The organism is Chitinibacter sp. GC72, assembly GCF_009760905.1.
In the GTDB taxonomy this organism is placed as follows: Bacteria; Pseudomonadota; Gammaproteobacteria; order Burkholderiales; family Chitinibacteraceae; genus Chitinibacter.
Genome location: NZ_VIRW01000011.1, coordinates 69,000 through 84,357, shown reverse-complemented (window position 1 = coordinate 84,357; position 15,358 = coordinate 69,000). Strand labels below are relative to the sequence as shown.

General features: G+C 54.5%; 11 protein-coding genes. 3 read left to right on the top strand and 8 right to left on the bottom strand.

Annotated features, from left to right (window positions below):
- Positions 1-174: 174 nt before the first annotated feature.
- The 3 genes from FLS37_RS10805 to FLS37_RS10795 all read left to right on the top strand — a co-directional run bounded on the left by FLS37_RS10805 (position 175) and on the right by FLS37_RS10795 (position 2,210).
- Positions 175-489, top strand: coding sequence for a c-type cytochrome (locus FLS37_RS10805; RefSeq protein WP_157669941.1), 315 nt, complete (start codon positions 175-177; stop codon positions 487-489).
- A 100-nt stretch (positions 490-589) separates the two neighbouring features.
- Positions 590-1,504 carry a protein-methionine-sulfoxide reductase catalytic subunit MsrP gene (gene msrP / locus FLS37_RS10800; RefSeq protein WP_157669940.1) on the top strand — a complete coding sequence of 305 codons (915 nt, stop codon included), beginning with the start codon at positions 590-592 and terminating at the stop codon, positions 1,502-1,504.
- Between the two features lie 64 nt (positions 1,505-1,568).
- Positions 1,569-2,210, top strand: a complete 642-nt coding sequence (locus FLS37_RS10795; protein ID WP_232522568.1) for a sulfite oxidase heme-binding subunit YedZ — start codon at positions 1,569-1,571, stop codon at positions 2,208-2,210.
- Here FLS37_RS10795 and FLS37_RS10790 read toward each other — a convergent pair.
- From FLS37_RS10790 to FLS37_RS10755, 8 genes are all read right to left on the bottom strand, one after another.
- Entirely contained in the window at positions 2,146-3,768 is a 1,623-nt protein-coding gene (locus tag FLS37_RS10790; RefSeq protein ID WP_157669939.1) for a hypothetical protein, read from the bottom strand. The genes FLS37_RS10795 and FLS37_RS10790 overlap by 65 nt on opposite strands.
- Positions 3,765-4,181, bottom strand: a complete 417-nt coding sequence (locus tag FLS37_RS10785) for an HIT family protein (RefSeq protein WP_157669938.1) — start codon at positions 4,179-4,181, stop codon at positions 3,765-3,767. Before FLS37_RS10785 ends, FLS37_RS10790 begins: the two co-directional genes overlap by 4 nt.
- A 204-nt stretch (positions 4,182-4,385) precedes the next feature.
- On the bottom strand, positions 4,386-8,261 hold the full coding sequence (locus FLS37_RS10780) for an FAD/FMN-binding oxidoreductase (RefSeq protein ID WP_157669937.1): 3,876 nt from the start codon (positions 8,259-8,261) through the stop codon (positions 4,386-4,388).
- Positions 8,262-8,402: 141 nt separating this feature from the next.
- On the bottom strand, positions 8,403-9,977 hold the full coding sequence (locus tag FLS37_RS10775; protein WP_157669936.1) for a tetratricopeptide repeat-containing diguanylate cyclase: 1,575 nt from the start codon (positions 9,975-9,977) through the stop codon (positions 8,403-8,405).
- A gap of 21 nt (positions 9,978-9,998) precedes the next feature.
- Complete coding sequence (locus FLS37_RS10770) at positions 9,999-11,012, bottom strand: hypothetical protein (RefSeq protein WP_157669935.1); 1,014 nt, start codon at positions 11,010-11,012, stop codon at positions 9,999-10,001.
- A 68-nt stretch (positions 11,013-11,080) separates the two neighbouring features.
- Positions 11,081-12,235, bottom strand: a complete 1,155-nt coding sequence (locus FLS37_RS10765; RefSeq protein WP_157669934.1) for an iron-containing alcohol dehydrogenase — start codon at positions 12,233-12,235, stop codon at positions 11,081-11,083.
- Positions 12,236-12,315: 80 nt separating this feature from the next.
- A complete protein-coding gene (locus FLS37_RS10760) occupies positions 12,316-13,329 on the bottom strand; it encodes a tetratricopeptide repeat protein (RefSeq protein ID WP_157669933.1) in 1,014 nt (337 codons plus the stop codon).
- Positions 13,330-13,499: 170 nt separating this feature from the next.
- Entirely contained in the window at positions 13,500-15,278 is a 1,779-nt protein-coding gene (locus FLS37_RS10755) for a chitinase (protein WP_157669932.1), read from the bottom strand.
- Positions 15,279-15,358: the final 80 nt, after the last annotated feature.

Below are 15,358 nucleotides of genomic sequence, written 5' to 3'. Positions count from 1 at the left end.
CTTGGATTGGCCACTTTGCGCATAGAATTTGCCCGCTATTATTGATTTAAGTCGATTATTTGCCGGGCAAAGCATGGCATTATCGGCAGAGTGCGCGCAGCGACTCGCCTTTTAAGCTGCGCGCGGCGGGACCGGCGTTCGCCAAAACCATGAGCAATCTATCAGGAGATAACGATGAAAAAGCCAGTTGCATGGATGATGTTGGCCTTGGGCCCCTTGCTGGCCTTGCCAGTGCAGGCATCGGGCGTTGAGGCATTGATGAAATCGAAAAGCTGCTTTGCCTGTCATGCCACCAATACCAAAATGGTCGGCCCCTCGTACAAGGATGTGGCGGCCAAATACAAAACCGACAAAGGCGCGGTCAGCAAATTGGCGCTGAAAATCCGCAAAGGCGGTTCGGGAGTCTGGGGCGGGGTGCCCATGCCAGCCAACGCGGTCAGCGAGGCCGAGGCCAAACAGATGGCCGAGTGGATTTTGAAAGTGAAATAATACCGCGGCAGATTTTGCGGTTGTCTTGGAACTTCGTTGTCAGATCCGGTCTCCCATTACGACTAATCGGAAGTCATCCGAATGAATGTGGAGCCTGATCATGCTGATTCGTCGTCCCGGCGATATATTGCCATCCGAAATTACACCCAAAGACGTGTTTTTAAATCGTCGGCAATTTATGACTGCGGCAGCCGGCACTGCTTTGCTGGCTGGTGAAGCTGCCGCAGCCTTAAAAGGCATCCCCAGCCGCTATTCGGCCTCCGAGCAGCCCAATAGCCGCAAAGAAATCACTTCCTACAATAATTTTTACGAATTTGGCACCAGCAAGGAAGACCCGGCCAGAAATGCGGGCAGCTTGAAAACCCGCCCGTGGCAAGTGGTGGTCGAAGGTGAGGCGGGCAAACCCAAAACCTTCGGCATTGAAGAGATATTAAAGCTGGCCCCACTGGAAGAGCGTATCTACCGCCTGCGCTGTGTGGAAGGGTGGTCCATGGTGATACCTTGGGTGGGTATCCCGTTGGCCAGCTTGCTCAAAGCCGTACAGCCAACGGGCAACGCCAAATTTGTCGCCTTTGAAACGCTCAATGATCCCAAGCAGATGCCGGGGCTGGCGAGCCGGGTGCTGGACTGGCCGTATCGCGAGGGCTTGCGCATGGACGAAGCTCTGCATCCACTGACCATACTGGCGGTGGGCTTGTATGGCGAAGTGCTGCCCAATCAGAATGGCGCGCCGATCCGCCTGGTGGTGCCGTGGAAATATGGTTTCAAGAGCATCAAATCCATCGTGCGGATCCGCTTGCAGGCGCAACAGCCCGCAACGAGCTGGAATCTGGCTGCGCCCAATGAATATGGCTTTTATTCCAATGTGAACCCCGCAGTGGCGCATCCGCGCTGGAGCCAGGCTACCGAACGGCGAATCGGCGAATTTCTCAAGCGCAAAACGCTGCCGTTTAACGGCTACGGCGATCAAGTGGCCCGCTTGTATCAGGGGATGGATCTGACGAGATTTTTCTAGGGTATAGCCTGGAAGTTATTTTTGATATTGCTCTGTAGCGATATACATATGGGGAGTAATTCAGGTGTTGCTGCGCTTACTGCAAAGCGGGTCTTTATGGTTTGTTCTGTCGCTATTGCCATTGCTGCGCGCTGTGTTTCTGCTCTGGCAGGGTGAGCTGGTCAATCCGGTTGAATTTATAACGCGCTCTAGCGGTACCTGGGCGCTGGTTTTTTTATTGCTGACGCTGGCGATCACGCCATTGCGGCAGATGAGCGGCTGGTCGGGCTGGCTGCAGTACCGGCGCATGCTCGGGCTGTATGCGTTTTTCTACGCCGTGCTGCACTTTGGTATTTATCTTTGGCTTGATCAGTTGTTTGATTGGGCTGCAATCGTGCGGGACATTATCGAGCGGCCTTTTATTACGGTCGGCATGTTGGCCTTGCTGCTCTTGATACCGCTGGCCATCACTTCGACCAAGGCCATGATGCGTCGACTCAAGCGGCGCTGGGGGCTATTGCATCGCCTGATTTATCCGATAGCCATTCTGGCGGTGGTGCATTTCTGGTGGCTGGTGAAAAAAGACCTGAGCGAGCCGATGATCTATGCCGCCGTGCTGGCGCTCTTGCTCGGCTGGCGCTGCCGTGCCTGGTTGTTCGGTTTTACAGGCCGCCTGAAGCAACAAAATGTACGCGCTCATAGTCCGCGCCGCGACCCAGCAGGGTAACCAGACGGATGCGATTCATCTGCTTGCCATCCCAGTAATCGAGCAGCCGCCCCTGTCTGAACCAGCCGGGAGGCAGCAGCAGCGTGGCTGGTGACTTAAGCGCAGGCATCGCGCCGAGCATCAGCACCTGGGTGAAGTCACCTTGGCCAAAGCGGGCCGCATCCTGCGCGCGGATACAGGCTGCTTCGGGAATGCCGGGTAGCAGCTCGATGCCGATTTCCCAGTGCGCTGCGTATTGTGATAACCAGCGGATTTGCCCCAGAAATTGCGCTTTGCCGTCGGCCAGCAGGATTAACTGATGCAGTTGCAGGCGCTGGGCGAGTGCGCCACTGCTGTTTAGGCACATGCCTTGCGCCGTTTCATTCACAATTTGCCATTGCTGTGTTTCCGGCGCTGCTGGCGCGATCACTGGGCGAGCGCGGGTCTGACCAAACATCCGGATCTGCATCAATTCGGTGCTGCTCATTTGATGTTCGTTTTGCGGCGGTGGTGCAAATTGATGGCGCGCCAGCCACAGGTGCAGATTGTTCAGGCCAACTCCGGCCTCAAGATATTGCTCGCTACTGCGGCGTACCAGCGTGCGCTCCATGGGATGATCGCACCAGAGCCGATACAGATCACGCAGGATTTCTTCGGCTGCCTGCGGCCCAAGCTCATTGCCCAGACCAATTTTCTCCGGCATTTCACCCAGTTTGAGTAGTTTGATCCGCTTGCTGATCACCTGAGCCAGTGCCAGCGTATCAATTTCGAGTTCGCTATCCTGTGTGCGAGGATTGGCGCGACGTGTGGCCGGGGCCGGGGTGGCCAGATCGATGCAGAGTGGCGCACGCTGCGGCAGGGTGGGTGCCTGTGCCTGCAGTGAGGTGCGCGTAGCGAGAATTTCCAGCCGGTTATTAAGCCAAACTTGCTGCTTGAATGAATACTGCGCCGGGTTGGCCATATTGAATAACAAGGCGTGCAGAAAAATCGATTCCGGCGTACTGGTGCCGCTGATGGGGATCAGGCTGTCGCGTGCTTTGAGTTTTTCAATGTGCTGGGTTTTGGCCAGTTCGTAATAAGCAAACAATTGCCGCCATTCCTTGTCTCCCGGCTTGCGGTAGATATGCGCCAGATGTTGCAGATTTTTATTGGCGTAATACAGCGTGCGCTCGGCCAGGAGTGGCAAAAATTCAGCAATCCCCAATTGATTCTTGCACGCGGCATGCCAGGCGCGCGCATAGGCTGTTTCAAGCAAGCGCCACAAATTTGCAATTGATTGCCAGATTTTCTCTTCTTCGTCGCTCAGAGGCAGCGCTTTACCGATCAGTTTGCTCAGTGTTGCGTCTTGCAATACGTGCACTGACTCGCGGAACTGTTCAACAATTTTCAGGCTTTCCAGCGCGGCCAGATCACTTTGGTTCAATTCCGACAGTGCCTGGCTGATTTCTGCATGGGCAATCGGCACATTGATCATCGGGAGTAATTTGAGCCAGTCACGGGCAGTACGCACATCATCAAATTGTGGTGTGCTACTGCCGCCCAAAGCGGGGAGTGTGCGCTGAATCAAAACCTCGATCATGGCTTTAATTGCTCAAGTTGGTGTTGCAATTGATCAAGAAGCGCTAGCGCCGGGGTGTAAACCTGACGATCCCGACTCGCGTTGGCCCAGATCGGGGCAGGAAAGTGCAGATCGTCGTGCCAGCGCGGGATAATGTGCCAGTGCACATGTGGCACCATATTACCTAAGCTGGCCAGATTGATTTTAGTCGGATTTAAAACGCTGCGCTGAATGCTTTCAACGGCCCAGACGATATTCATTAATTCGGTGCGTTCTGCAACGGACAGGTCAGTCATCTCGGCCGCATGACGATTCAGAATAACCCGGCAAAATCCGGGGTAATCAGGCTCGTCGGCCAGTACGACGCGTGCCAAGTTATTGCGCCAGACAATTTTGCCGCCGTCTTGCTGGCAGAGTGGGCACTGGGTAGGCATGGGTGAAGTCCGTCAGCTAAATAATCTTTTGATTATATTACGCGCAGGAGGGATTGAGCGGGCATTCTGCTCGAAGGGAGCCATTTTGCGTGAAGAAGATTACAAGATAGCGACAAACGCTGGCTGGTAAAAGGCTGAAAAAACAATGGCGTCAGAATCCTTGCAGATTCTGACGCCATGATAGCTTACGACAATAAGCTGAAATTACAGCAGGACGCGCTCGATACCACCATTGCCTGCTTGCGTAACGTATTCGGGCATCCAGTTCTCGCCCAGTACCGCCTTCGCAATTTCGACCACGATGTAATCGGCTTCAGTGCCCGAATCTTCGTTATAACGGCTCAAGCCCTGCATACAAGATGGGCAGGAAGTCAGGATCTTGACTGGCGCTTTGGCATCGCCCGCATCGGCGCGCAGTTTGGCCGCGCCTTTTTCCATCTCTTCTTGCTTACGGAAACGAACCTGAGTCGATATATCAGGGCGCGCCACCGCGAACGTACCCGACTCGCCGCAGCAACGATCATTCAGATCAACACGTTGACCCATCAGCTCGTTGGCCACGTCGATACCTTTATACGTTTTCATCGGCGTATGGCACGGCTCGTGATACATATACTGGGTACCGCTCACACCTTCAAGCTTGACGCCCTTTTCAAGCAGATACTCATGGATATCCAGCAGGCGGCAGCCCGGAAAAATCTCCTCGAAACGATATTTGAGCAGTTGATCCATACACGTCCCACACGACACGACCACGGTCTTGATATCGAGGTAGTTCAGCGTATTGGCCAGACGATGGAAGAGCACGCGGTTTTCCATCGTGATCTTGTCGCCTTTGTCCTGTTGGCCGCTCGAAGTTTGCGGGTAACCACAACATAGATAGCCTGGCGGCAACACTGTAGTCGTCCCCACATGCCATAGCATCGCTTGTGTGGCCAAACCGACCTGACTGAACAGGCGTTCCGAGCCGCAACCGGGGAAGTAGAACACCGCTTCATTTTCTTCGTTCAGCCGTTTCGGATCACGAATGACTGGCACGACATTGCTGTCTTCAACGTCCAGCAGCGCACGCGCGGTTTTCTTCGGCAGGCCACCCGGCATCGGTTTGTTGATGAAATGAATCACCTGCGCCTTGATGGGGGCCGTGCCAAGTGTCGATGGCGGCTGTTTGGTTACGCCCTTGAGCAGGCCAAAGCGTTTCGCCAGCGAATGCCCCAGACGCTGGGCTTTATAGCCCCAGCCTATCATCAAGGCACGCATCAATTTGATGGTGGCCGGATCTTTTAAGGTCAAGAAAGTCATGCCCAGTGCTGAGCCCGGGTTGAATTTCTTTTTGCCTTCTTTGCGCAGGAAATTACGCATCGCAACCGACACATCGCCGAAGTCGATTTTCACCGGGCAAGGATTCACGCAGCGGTGGCACACGGTACAGTGATCCGCCACATCGCCAAGTTCTTCAAAGTGCTTGAGCGAAATACCGCGGCGAGTTTGCTCTTCGTACAAGAATGCTTCGGTCAGCAAACCCGTCGCCAGAATCTTATTACGCGGGCTATAGAGCAAGTTCGCGCGCGGTACGTGCGTGGTACACACAGGCTTACATTTGCCACAACGCAAACAGTCTTTGACCATATTGCTAATGCTGCCAATATCGGACTGCTCCAAAATCAGCGACTCAGTGCCCAAGAGGCTAAATGACGGCGTGTACGCATCGGTTAGATCGGCGCCCGGCATCAACTTGCCTTTGTTGAAGTGGCCGTTCGGATCGACTTTTTGTTTGTACGCTTCAAATGGGGCAAGTTCTTCGCGCGTTAAAAATTCGTACTTGGTAATACCAATGCCGTGCTCGCCCGAAATGACACCATTCAAATCACGTGCCACTTGCATAATGCGCGCCACTGCGTGGTGGGCACGCTGAAGCATTTCATAGTCGTCTGAATTGACTGGCAAGTTGGTATGCACGTTGCCATCGCCCGCGTGCATATGCAGCGCAACCCAGGTCCGGCCTTTAAGTACTTTCTGATGCAGCGCATGGATCGCGTCCAAAATCGGCTTGTCGGTACGGCCGCTAAACAGTGTTTCCAATTCGGTCAGCAATTCGCGCTTGTACGAAATGCGCAGCACAAAGTCGCGCAGCGCGTGGAACACGCTTTGCGGCAACTCATTGGCGTCAACCGCTTTTTCCAGCGGCATATGTGGGAATGCGGTTTGGTACAGCTCGAAAGCGTCGTCCAGATTGGTGTTAATCCATTCCCAGTGTTTGCGCGTTTGCGCAATAAACGCCAGCGCCGATTCACGACGATCTCCGATCAGCACATCGTGACTGACGGGCGCGTCGCTGGTATCGAAGGGTAGACGACCTTGGGCGAAGAAATCGCTCAGATGATCGAGCAACTCGAGTTTGTTATGGATCGACAGCTCGATATTGATGCGCTCAATCGCGTCCGAGTATTCGCCCAGCCGTGGCAATGGAATGACGACGTCTTCATTGATCTTGAAGGCGTTAGTGTGTTTGGCAATCGCGGCGGTGCGGGCGCGATCAAGCCAGAATTTTTTGCGCTGCTCAGGCAATACGGCAACAAAGCCTTCGCCACCACGGGCGTTGGCCAGCTGCACCACATGGCTGGTGGCTTCACCGAGCGCTTTTTCATCGTCCGATACGATATCGGCGATCAATACCATTTTCGGGCGACCTTTGGATTTGGCCTTGGTCGCATAGCCGACGGCACGCACATAGCGCCAATCCAGATGCTCCAGACCAGCTAACTGAACCGTCGGGTGCGCATCCAAATAATCTTTGATTTCAACAATCGATGGGACCGCGCGGCTGACTTCACCGAAAAATTCCAGACAGACAGTACGGATGTGATCGGGCATGCGGTGCAGCACAAAGCGCGCACTGGTGATCAAACCATCGGTACCCTCCTTCTGTATACCCGGCAAACCCGCAAGGAACTTGTCGGTCACGTCTTTACCCAGGCCTTCTTTACGGAAGGTGGTCCCTGGAATCACCAGAGTCTCGATGCCCAGTGCGGTTTTGCCGTCGGGTTTGAATTTGCTGATGCGGAAAGTCGCTTGCGCTGCATCGTGGATTTTGCCCAGATTGTGATCCATCCTCTCGATGAACAACCAGTTGCCATCGGGGTCGACCATTTTCCAGCTCACCAGATTGTCAAGCGCAGTACCCCACAGCACAGCTTTTTTTCCGCCGGCGTTCATCGCGACATTACCGCCGATACAGGAGGCATCGGCCGAGGTTGGGTCGACGGCAAACACAAGACCAGCTTCTTCAGCCGCTTCCATGACGCGGCGGGTGACTACACCGGCACCGCACTGGATCGTTGAAATTTCGTGTTCAACACCCGGAATGCGCATTTTCTCAACGCCCTGATGGCGATCGAGTTTTTCCGTGTTAATCACGGCGCTCAGTGGGGTAAGCGGCACAGCGCCGCCGGTGTAACCCGTACCACCGCCACGCGGGATAATGGTTAGCCCCAGCTCGATACAGGCCGCCACCAGCGGAGCCATTTCGGCTTCGGTATCAGGGCACAGTACGACAAAGGGGTATTCAACGCGCCAGTCGGTGGCGTCGGTCACGTGAGACACGCGAGCCAGACCATCAAACTGGATATTATCCTTGCGCGTAAGCGAGCCCATTTTGCGCATGACTTTTTTACGCAGGATCGCTACATCACGGAATTCACGTTCAAATTCATCAACGGCTTGGCGTGTCCGCGCCAGCAGCACATTGACGCGCTCGTTTTCCTGGCGGCGTTTTTCAATTTCGGAGAGCCGGTGATGCATGGCTTCAACCAGCAGCTTCAGGCGCTTATTATTTTCCAGCAAATCATCCTGCACATAAGGATTGCGCTTGACGACCCAGATATCACCCAGCACTTCAAACAGCATGCGGGCAGAGCGGCCTGTTTTGCGTTCCTGACGCAGCTCATCCAATACGCGCCAGCCATCTTGGCCAAGCAGGCGAATCACGATTTCACGGTCGGAAAATGAGGTGTAGTTATACGGGATTTCACGCAGGCGTTCTTGCGTGTGAGCGAGGGGCGCGGCAGTCTGGTCGGCCATGAAGGGCATCTCCGGCGGGAAATACGACTAAAGACCGAATTTTAACGGAAAAACGTCAGGTAAAACTCGCAAATTTAATAAGGATATGGCGAGTAAGGTAGAAAATATTGATATTTAGCTAAATTTGCATCCAGTTCATGCTTAAAAAACGATCTGATTACGACCCGCTTGCTTGGCTCGATATAAATTCTGATCGGCCCGCTGGACGAGCTGCATCAACTGGGTGTCATTCTGATAGTGTGTCACGCCAATGCTGATGCTCATGCTCAGCCCATGTTCGATTTTGTCCCATGACCAGTTTTGTACCATCAGGCGCAGGCGCTCGGCCACATCGCGCGCGGGCATGCCATTGCGCGACGGTAGCAGGATCAGAAATTCTTCCCCGCCCCAGCGGCAGACCAGATCGTCCTGACGGCAGCCGGATTTGAGCAGGGCAGCGACTTGGCGCAACACATAGTCGCCAACCAGATGACCCCAGCGGTCATTGACGCCCTTGAAAAAATCAATATCCAGCATCAGTAGTGCCAGCGGTTCACGGTGTTCCGGGTTCGATTGCAGTAGTGCGTGTCCACGCTGCTCGAAGCCACGGCGGTTTAAGAGCCCGGTCAGTTGGTCTTGCGACGCGATATGGTCGCTGTAAAGGCGTGCTTTGCGCTCCTGATCGTTTTGCGCGCGCAGATGGATGTTTTCCTGTCTGGTTCTTTCGGCTTCCAACTTGGTTTCCATGGCATGCAGGCGTTGCAATGAAGCCTGGCGCAATAACTGGTAGTGATGCTGGTAGGCTTGCTGGTGCAGCTTGAGCGCCAAAGCAAAGTTACCGCTGTATTCTTGGGCTTCGGACAGGGCGAACTCCAGTTGATAAATTAAATGACCTGCACTCATCTGTTCAGCTGCCTGCAGGCCCAGATTGAAAAACTCGATAGCCTTGTCGAGCTGGTTTTCCCGGCGCGCCAACAGTCCGAGGTTATACAGATTGTGCGCTTCTCCCCAGCGGTTTTCATGTCGCTGGTTGATCCCGCGAGCACGCTCCAGATAAGAGCGTGCAAGGGGCAAATCATTTTCCGCCAGCGCCACACGGCCTAGCGTGCCCATGGCCGCAGCTTGATATTCCAGATTGTGCGCTTGTTGTGCGTACACCAGGGCACGTTTCAGTATGGTTTTGGCGCTATCGAGTTGCTTGAGTTCAAACTGGTCGGTACCAATATTGATTTCGATTGCGGCCAGAATATTCTGATCCTGGCATTGGTAAGCGTGATCGCGGGCCTTGAGGTGGTGATTGAGCGCATTGTAAAAATCATCATGCGCAAAATACAGCTGACCCAGTCCAATCTGCCCCTTGATATAGATGTCTTTGGCGTCAATGGCCAAAGCGGCATCCAGACACAACGCCCAAGTATCCAGTGCATTATCGTAGTCGCCCATCGTGTAGCAGGCTCTGGCAATTTCCTGCAGGCAATCGGGGGTTAGCGTTTGAAACTGGTGCAGATTGGCCATATACAGAGCGTGGCGCATCAGGTGCAGTCCTTCGGCCACATTGCCCTGCAAGCTCATAATGCTGCCCTGAATGAAAATGGCCTCGGTGAAGCCAAAATCATAGTTGAGCTGGATGGCGTAAATGGCGGCTTGCTGCGCACAGGCCAGCGCTTCGGTAGGATGCTCGCGCGAGAGAGCGCGCGCACGCTGATTCAGGTTGTTTACATCTTGTTCTGTGGTCATACGTGCATCCCTGCGTCAGCGCTATAGCAGTTCCAGGCGCAATTCCATGGTTTCCAGATCACTTTCCAGTGTGCTGGCCAGTAGTTGATTGCGCAAAGTCTTGTGCAATAAAACATGCCCTTCGGCAATATCGCTTTTACCGAGCTTTGAATAAATTTCAGCCAGCGCCAAGTGGGCATTGTATTGCAGATGAATTGCACCCAGACCGCAGGCTTTGTTCAGTGCCTCAACCAGCTGCTCCCGTGCCATCTCGATATGGCCGCTGGCCAGATAGACTTTGCCCAGCGTGAGCATGGCACTGGCTTCGCCCCACTGATTGATGTGCATGCGGTTGATTTTCAGTGCCACGAGCAAACTCATCCGGGCTTTGTCATAGTCGTCGCGCAGTAGCTGGATTTGCCCGATCAGTGCATAAATCTCGGCTTCATTGCGGTAATTGTGGTCGGCTTTAACCAAAGGCAGCGCGCCTTTGAGCACCACGTGGGCATCGCTAAGCTTGTTGCAGCTAATCAGGTCGGCGGCAATATTGATCAGGATGGCCGCTTGCAGCTGGTAGTCGTCCGAGCTGGCGGCCAGTTCTTCGGCCCGGCGATGATGAGCCAGTGCCGACTCATAATGTTCATGCGCGTAATACAATTGGCCCAGGCCAATATGCGCCTTGATACGCGTATCCAGAATGATGGCCGAGTCGGGCAGGGTGAGGCAGCGTCGCCAGTAGTCACTGGCCTTGGCGTACTCGCCCATCGTGTAGTAGGTGCGCGCATACGTTTGCAGCAGCTCGCCTTCCTGTTGCCCGATGTGGTTCTGGCTGGCCAGCTGGGCGATTTGATCAAGGTAATCGAGTACTTCAGCGTAATGGCCAAAGTCATAAACGCACAGGGCAGTGATGCACAGAGCATTGGCTTCTAGCTCGGGCAATTGCAACGCTTTGGCGTGCTTGCGGGCATCCAGAACGATGGCCAATGCTTCGGTGCTTTGCGAGTGTAGGAGTTTGCGTGCACGGGCGATTTGGCGCCTTAATTCTGCCTCGTTCATGGGTCTGCTGTCGGTGAAAGGCTCAAAGCGCAAGAATACCACTGTGTTCTGGCTTACACCGCAATCGCCTATGCCGCTGTCAGCAAAATGGCACGGCAATCGTTGGGCGTGAGATCCTGGTTTTCTCCCAGTTTTAGACGCTGATGCCGGATTAGCTGGGCGGCAACGCCATCGGCGGCTTCTTGCGCGTCAATGCCGTAATCGCCGAGCCGAGCAGACAAGCCCATCTGGGCAAAAAACTGGCTGGTCGCTTCGATTGCTGCGGCAGCCACTGTGGCATCATCGCCGGTCAGCGCCCAGACTCGCCGCCCGTATTGTGCCAGCTTGGCCTGCTTGGCGGTAAAGCGATAGCGCCATAAAGCGGGCAGTACAATGGCCAGCGTGCGCGCATGATCCAGACCAAAGAGCATGGTCAGCTCGTGCCCCATTGCGTGAGTAGCCCAGTCCTGAGCCTGCCCCAAACCGACCAGGCCATACAGAGCCTGATTGGCCGCCCACATCAGATTGGCGCGAGCATCGTAATTGTCCGGCTCGTTGAGTGTGATCGGGCCGATTTCGATCAGTGTTTGCAAAATCCCTTCGGCCAGTCGGTCTTGCACGCGGGCTTCGTTTGGGTAGGTGAGGTACTGCTCCAGTGTGTGCACGAAGGCATCGACCACGCCGTTGCCAATTTGCCGTGCGGGTAGTGAAAACGTCAGTGTCGGGTCCAGAATGGCCAGCTTGGGAAACACCAGCGGATTTTTGAATGACAATTTGTCATTGCTTTCCCGTCTTGAAATGACCGCGGCAAAATTGCTTTCCGAGCCGGTAGCGGGTAGCGTGAGGACGGCTGCCAGCGGCAGGGCTGTTTTTAGTTGTGTGCGGTTGCCGATAATCAGCCAGCAATCGCCGGTGTGCGGCACGGCCGCGGCGACAAATTTGGCCCCGTCAATCACCGAGCCGCCACCCACCGCCACGATGTAATCAAGCGCATGCTCGCGCGCAAACTCCACCGCCCGCATCAGTGTTTCATATTCGGGGTTGGGCTCGATGCCGGAAAATTCCTGCCAATGATGCTGCTGCAATGCCGCGCTGATCTGCGCGTAAGCACCATTGAGTTTGATGCTGCCACCGCCATACAACACCAGCACCCGGGCCTGTGCAGGAATCAGGCTGCCCAGTTTGGCAATCTGTCCTGCACCAAATTCGATCTGACAGGGATTATGAAAGCTGAATGCATGCATGTCGGCGTCCTTTGCTTAAGGCGGGGAAGGGGTATTGCTTTGTGGCAATTGTCTGGGTTGATTTCCAAGCAGATACTGGCTTAGGTATTTTCGAGTTGGGCTTCCAGCTGCTGCAGGCGGGCAAAAATCTCGGGTGAGCCTAGCCGATTGAAGTGTTCCTGGTAAAGCCGTTGGTGTTTTTCGGCCAGAGCATGGTTGCCCACCCTATCGTAGGCGCGCGCCAGCACGGCATGCACCACATGAACTTTGCTATTGCATTCGTACTGGTTGGCCAGCGCCAGCGCTTCTTCAAATGCGGTGATGGCCTCATTATTGCGCTCTTCGGCTTGCAGGATTTTGCCGGTCACGATTTTCCAGCTGATTTCACCCCAGGCCCAATAGCGCTCCATTGTGTGACCACGCTCCAGTAGCTGGGTGATTTCATCGAGCCGGTCTTCTTCAAGCAGAATCAGTGTGCGGTAGCCTAGCGCCTCGCCCAGATATTCAAAATGCTGGATTTCTTTGGCCAGCGTTTCGGCTTCATCCAGATATGTCAGTGCCTGCTCATGCTGCCCCAGCTCACAATAATCAGCGACCAGATTGATCAGCAGACGCACATACAGATCAGTTGCGATCTGCTCGTTCACCCACTTGAGTGCACTCAAGTGGTGGCGCAAGGCGTCAGTTGGCATGTGGAAGGCAAAATACAGCTGGCCCAGCGAGATATAGGTATTGATCCGTGTGGCTGCCGAAAAACCCTGGTTTTCCAGGTTCAGGCAATCGCTCCAGTAGTCGATCGCGGTGCCAAAGTCGCCTAAGGTGTAATGCGCGATGCCGATATGGTAGAGCAGCTCGCCGCGTTCGGCCTCCAGGTTTTCGGTTTCGGCGATCACCAGAATCTGGTGCAATAAAATCAGCGCTTCATGAATGCGGCCAAAGGCGGTGAGCATTTCCACTTGCTGATAAATCACCGCAACGCGGAGCGCCGGCTCGTCTGCTGGGCTCAGCAGGGCAACGGCCTCGTCGATCAGGCGCAATGATTCTGCCGAGTCGACATAAATCAACTGTTTGCTTTGCTCGTAAAGCTCGCGGATGCGCTGGAGATTGGGGTTCATGGCAATGGGGGTGATTGGATGCGTTACGATAACGCTTTCTGGTGCCGGATTCAATGAGTATTTCATCATCCTGACAAGATAACCCGCGGCGCTGTTGGGCGCGGCGGGTTCGGGGGATCATTGATCGCTGCTGATCTTTTGACGAATAAGATCAGCAGATCGAGCAGAGCTTACTTCGGTAGTGCCTTCAGCGTGGCTGAAGTCGGTTTGGAGAAGTTGTAGCCGTCTTTTTTGTCCCAGTTGATCGACCACGTCATTACGCCGCGATAATCCGGGTAGGCTTGTTTGGGCTTCACCATGCCGCAGTTTTTCAGCTGCGTCAGGCAAGTGAGTGCATCGGTTACTACTTGATTGCTCACAAAGCCGGTATTGGCCGAGCTGCGGCCACTTGGTACGCCAAAAGCGACTTGATCAGCACGCAGGCCTTTGAATTCCCAGCCGGTGCCGCCAACGGTTTTAAAGCCTTCGATCAGCATTAATGAACCGCCAACTAGGCCATCGACTGTGCCTTCATTGAGCGCGCCATTCGAGTATGGTGTCCACAAGCCGCCATTATTGTAGTACTGCACATGGATCATGTTCAGATCATCGCGCAGCGCGTCAATAATGGGCAGATAAGCACCCCAGATACCAGAATAAGCCACGTAGCCACCTTGAACATATGGATGTTCCGGTGCCATTGACAGATAGAAGCTTGGCCCCACTTTGGCTTTGAGCTGTTTCACTGCGTCGATCAGATTATTGATAATCGGCGTACCCAGCACAACACCGGCACCGCTTTCCAGATCCAGATCGATACCGTCAAAACCGTACTTGGTGATGATGGCGTGCAGACTGTTGACGAAGTTGGTGACGTTTTCCTTGCTCGACAGCGTCATGCGGCCTTCCTGGCCACCCAGTGAAAGGATGACTTTTTTGCCTTGTGCCCGTTTGGCAGCGACGTCGGCAATAAATTCAGCCTCGGTGCCGCCATTTTTGTCCAGATTAAACGCCACCGCACCATTGCCCGCATCGTCGGCAAACGAAATCATGATCACGTCCCATTCCGGTGCCACATCGCGAATGCGATACGTGTCACCCGATGGATTGGTGAAGTTATGCCAGTAACCAATCAACGCGTGTTTAGGTAGTCCGCTAGTGCTGCAACCGCCATTGCCAACGACGGTTGGGCAAGGGGTTGGGCTCGGCGCTACAGTCACATAAGGCGTAGCTGTTGGTGCCGGAGTTGGCGTGCATTCAGGCGTAAAGCCTGGACTAATGCAGCTACCAATCGGCGTTACTTTAGGAGTTGGCGTCGGTGTGACTGCTGGTGTTGCCGTGACGACAGGCATGCTCACTAGTTTCCATGGACCCCAATCGCTTGAGCTAGGTGCTTCGCCTTGAGTCCACCATTTGGCTTCATAAATCGAGCCGTTGTAGCTGACGCGCTGGCCCGCAGTATAGACCGCTGAAGAATTCCAGTTATTGCTTGCCGGTGAGCTGGTGATATGTGGCGTGGCTGTTGGGGTGACTACAGGGAGTGGCACTTTGCATTCCCCATCGACAAATGGGCTACCTGTTGGGCAGGTAGGCTGCCAGCGTTGAACTGGGCAATTATTGGCGCCATTGGTCGTGATCAGTTCCCAGCGCGCAGGCGGTTTAAGCTGCTCGGTGGGCTGGGGAAGTGGCGATGCAACCGGACACAGGGTGGTCTGTGGTGTTGGCGATGCAGTAGCGCTGCTGCCTGTTTCTTTCCACAAGGTAGGTGTTGCTGCCGGATTCCAGTTTGCACCGGCAAAAGCCGTGTGCGTTACCAGTGCGGTATAGGTTTTACCATTGTAATCGACACTGTTTCCCGCCGTGTACGTCGTGCCTTCTTGCCAGTTTGCCGCTTGTACCGTGGCAGCGAGCAGCATTGTGCTCAGCAGCAGCGCAAGGCGGCTGGCCTTTCCTGATAAATGTTGACTCATTTGAGTTGACTCCATCCTGTTGTTTTTGGTGGCGGCCTGATGAATTGCCGTTATTGTTTCCTGACTTTGCATTCAGGAAT

Bases quoted from the DNA above. Each gene is read 5' to 3' on its own strand.
- FLS37_RS10805 (WP_157669941.1), top strand. From the start codon at position 175: ATGAAAAAGCCAGTTGCATGGATGATGTTGGCCTTGGGCCCCTTGCTG.
- msrP (WP_157669940.1), top strand. From the start codon at position 590: ATGCTGATTCGTCGTCCCGGCGATATATTGCCATCCGAAATTACACCC.
- FLS37_RS10790 (WP_157669939.1), bottom strand. From the start codon at position 3,768: ATGATCGAGGTTTTGATTCAGCGCACACTCCCCGCTTTGGGCGGCAGT.
- FLS37_RS10785 (WP_157669938.1), bottom strand. From the start codon at position 4,181: ATGCCTACCCAGTGCCCACTCTGCCAGCAAGACGGCGGCAAAATTGTC.
- FLS37_RS10780 (WP_157669937.1), bottom strand. From the start codon at position 8,261: ATGGCCGACCAGACTGCCGCGCCCCTCGCTCACACGCAAGAACGCCTG.
- FLS37_RS10775 (WP_157669936.1), bottom strand. From the start codon at position 9,977: ATGACCACAGAACAAGATGTAAACAACCTGAATCAGCGTGCGCGCGCT.
- FLS37_RS10770 (WP_157669935.1), bottom strand. From the start codon at position 11,012: ATGAACGAGGCAGAATTAAGGCGCCAAATCGCCCGTGCACGCAAACTC.
- FLS37_RS10765 (WP_157669934.1), bottom strand. From the start codon at position 12,235: ATGCATGCATTCAGCTTTCATAATCCCTGTCAGATCGAATTTGGTGCA.
- FLS37_RS10760 (WP_157669933.1), bottom strand. From the start codon at position 13,329: ATGAACCCCAATCTCCAGCGCATCCGCGAGCTTTACGAGCAAAGCAAA.
- FLS37_RS10755 (WP_157669932.1), bottom strand. From the start codon at position 15,278: ATGAGTCAACATTTATCAGGAAAGGCCAGCCGCCTTGCGCTGCTGCTG.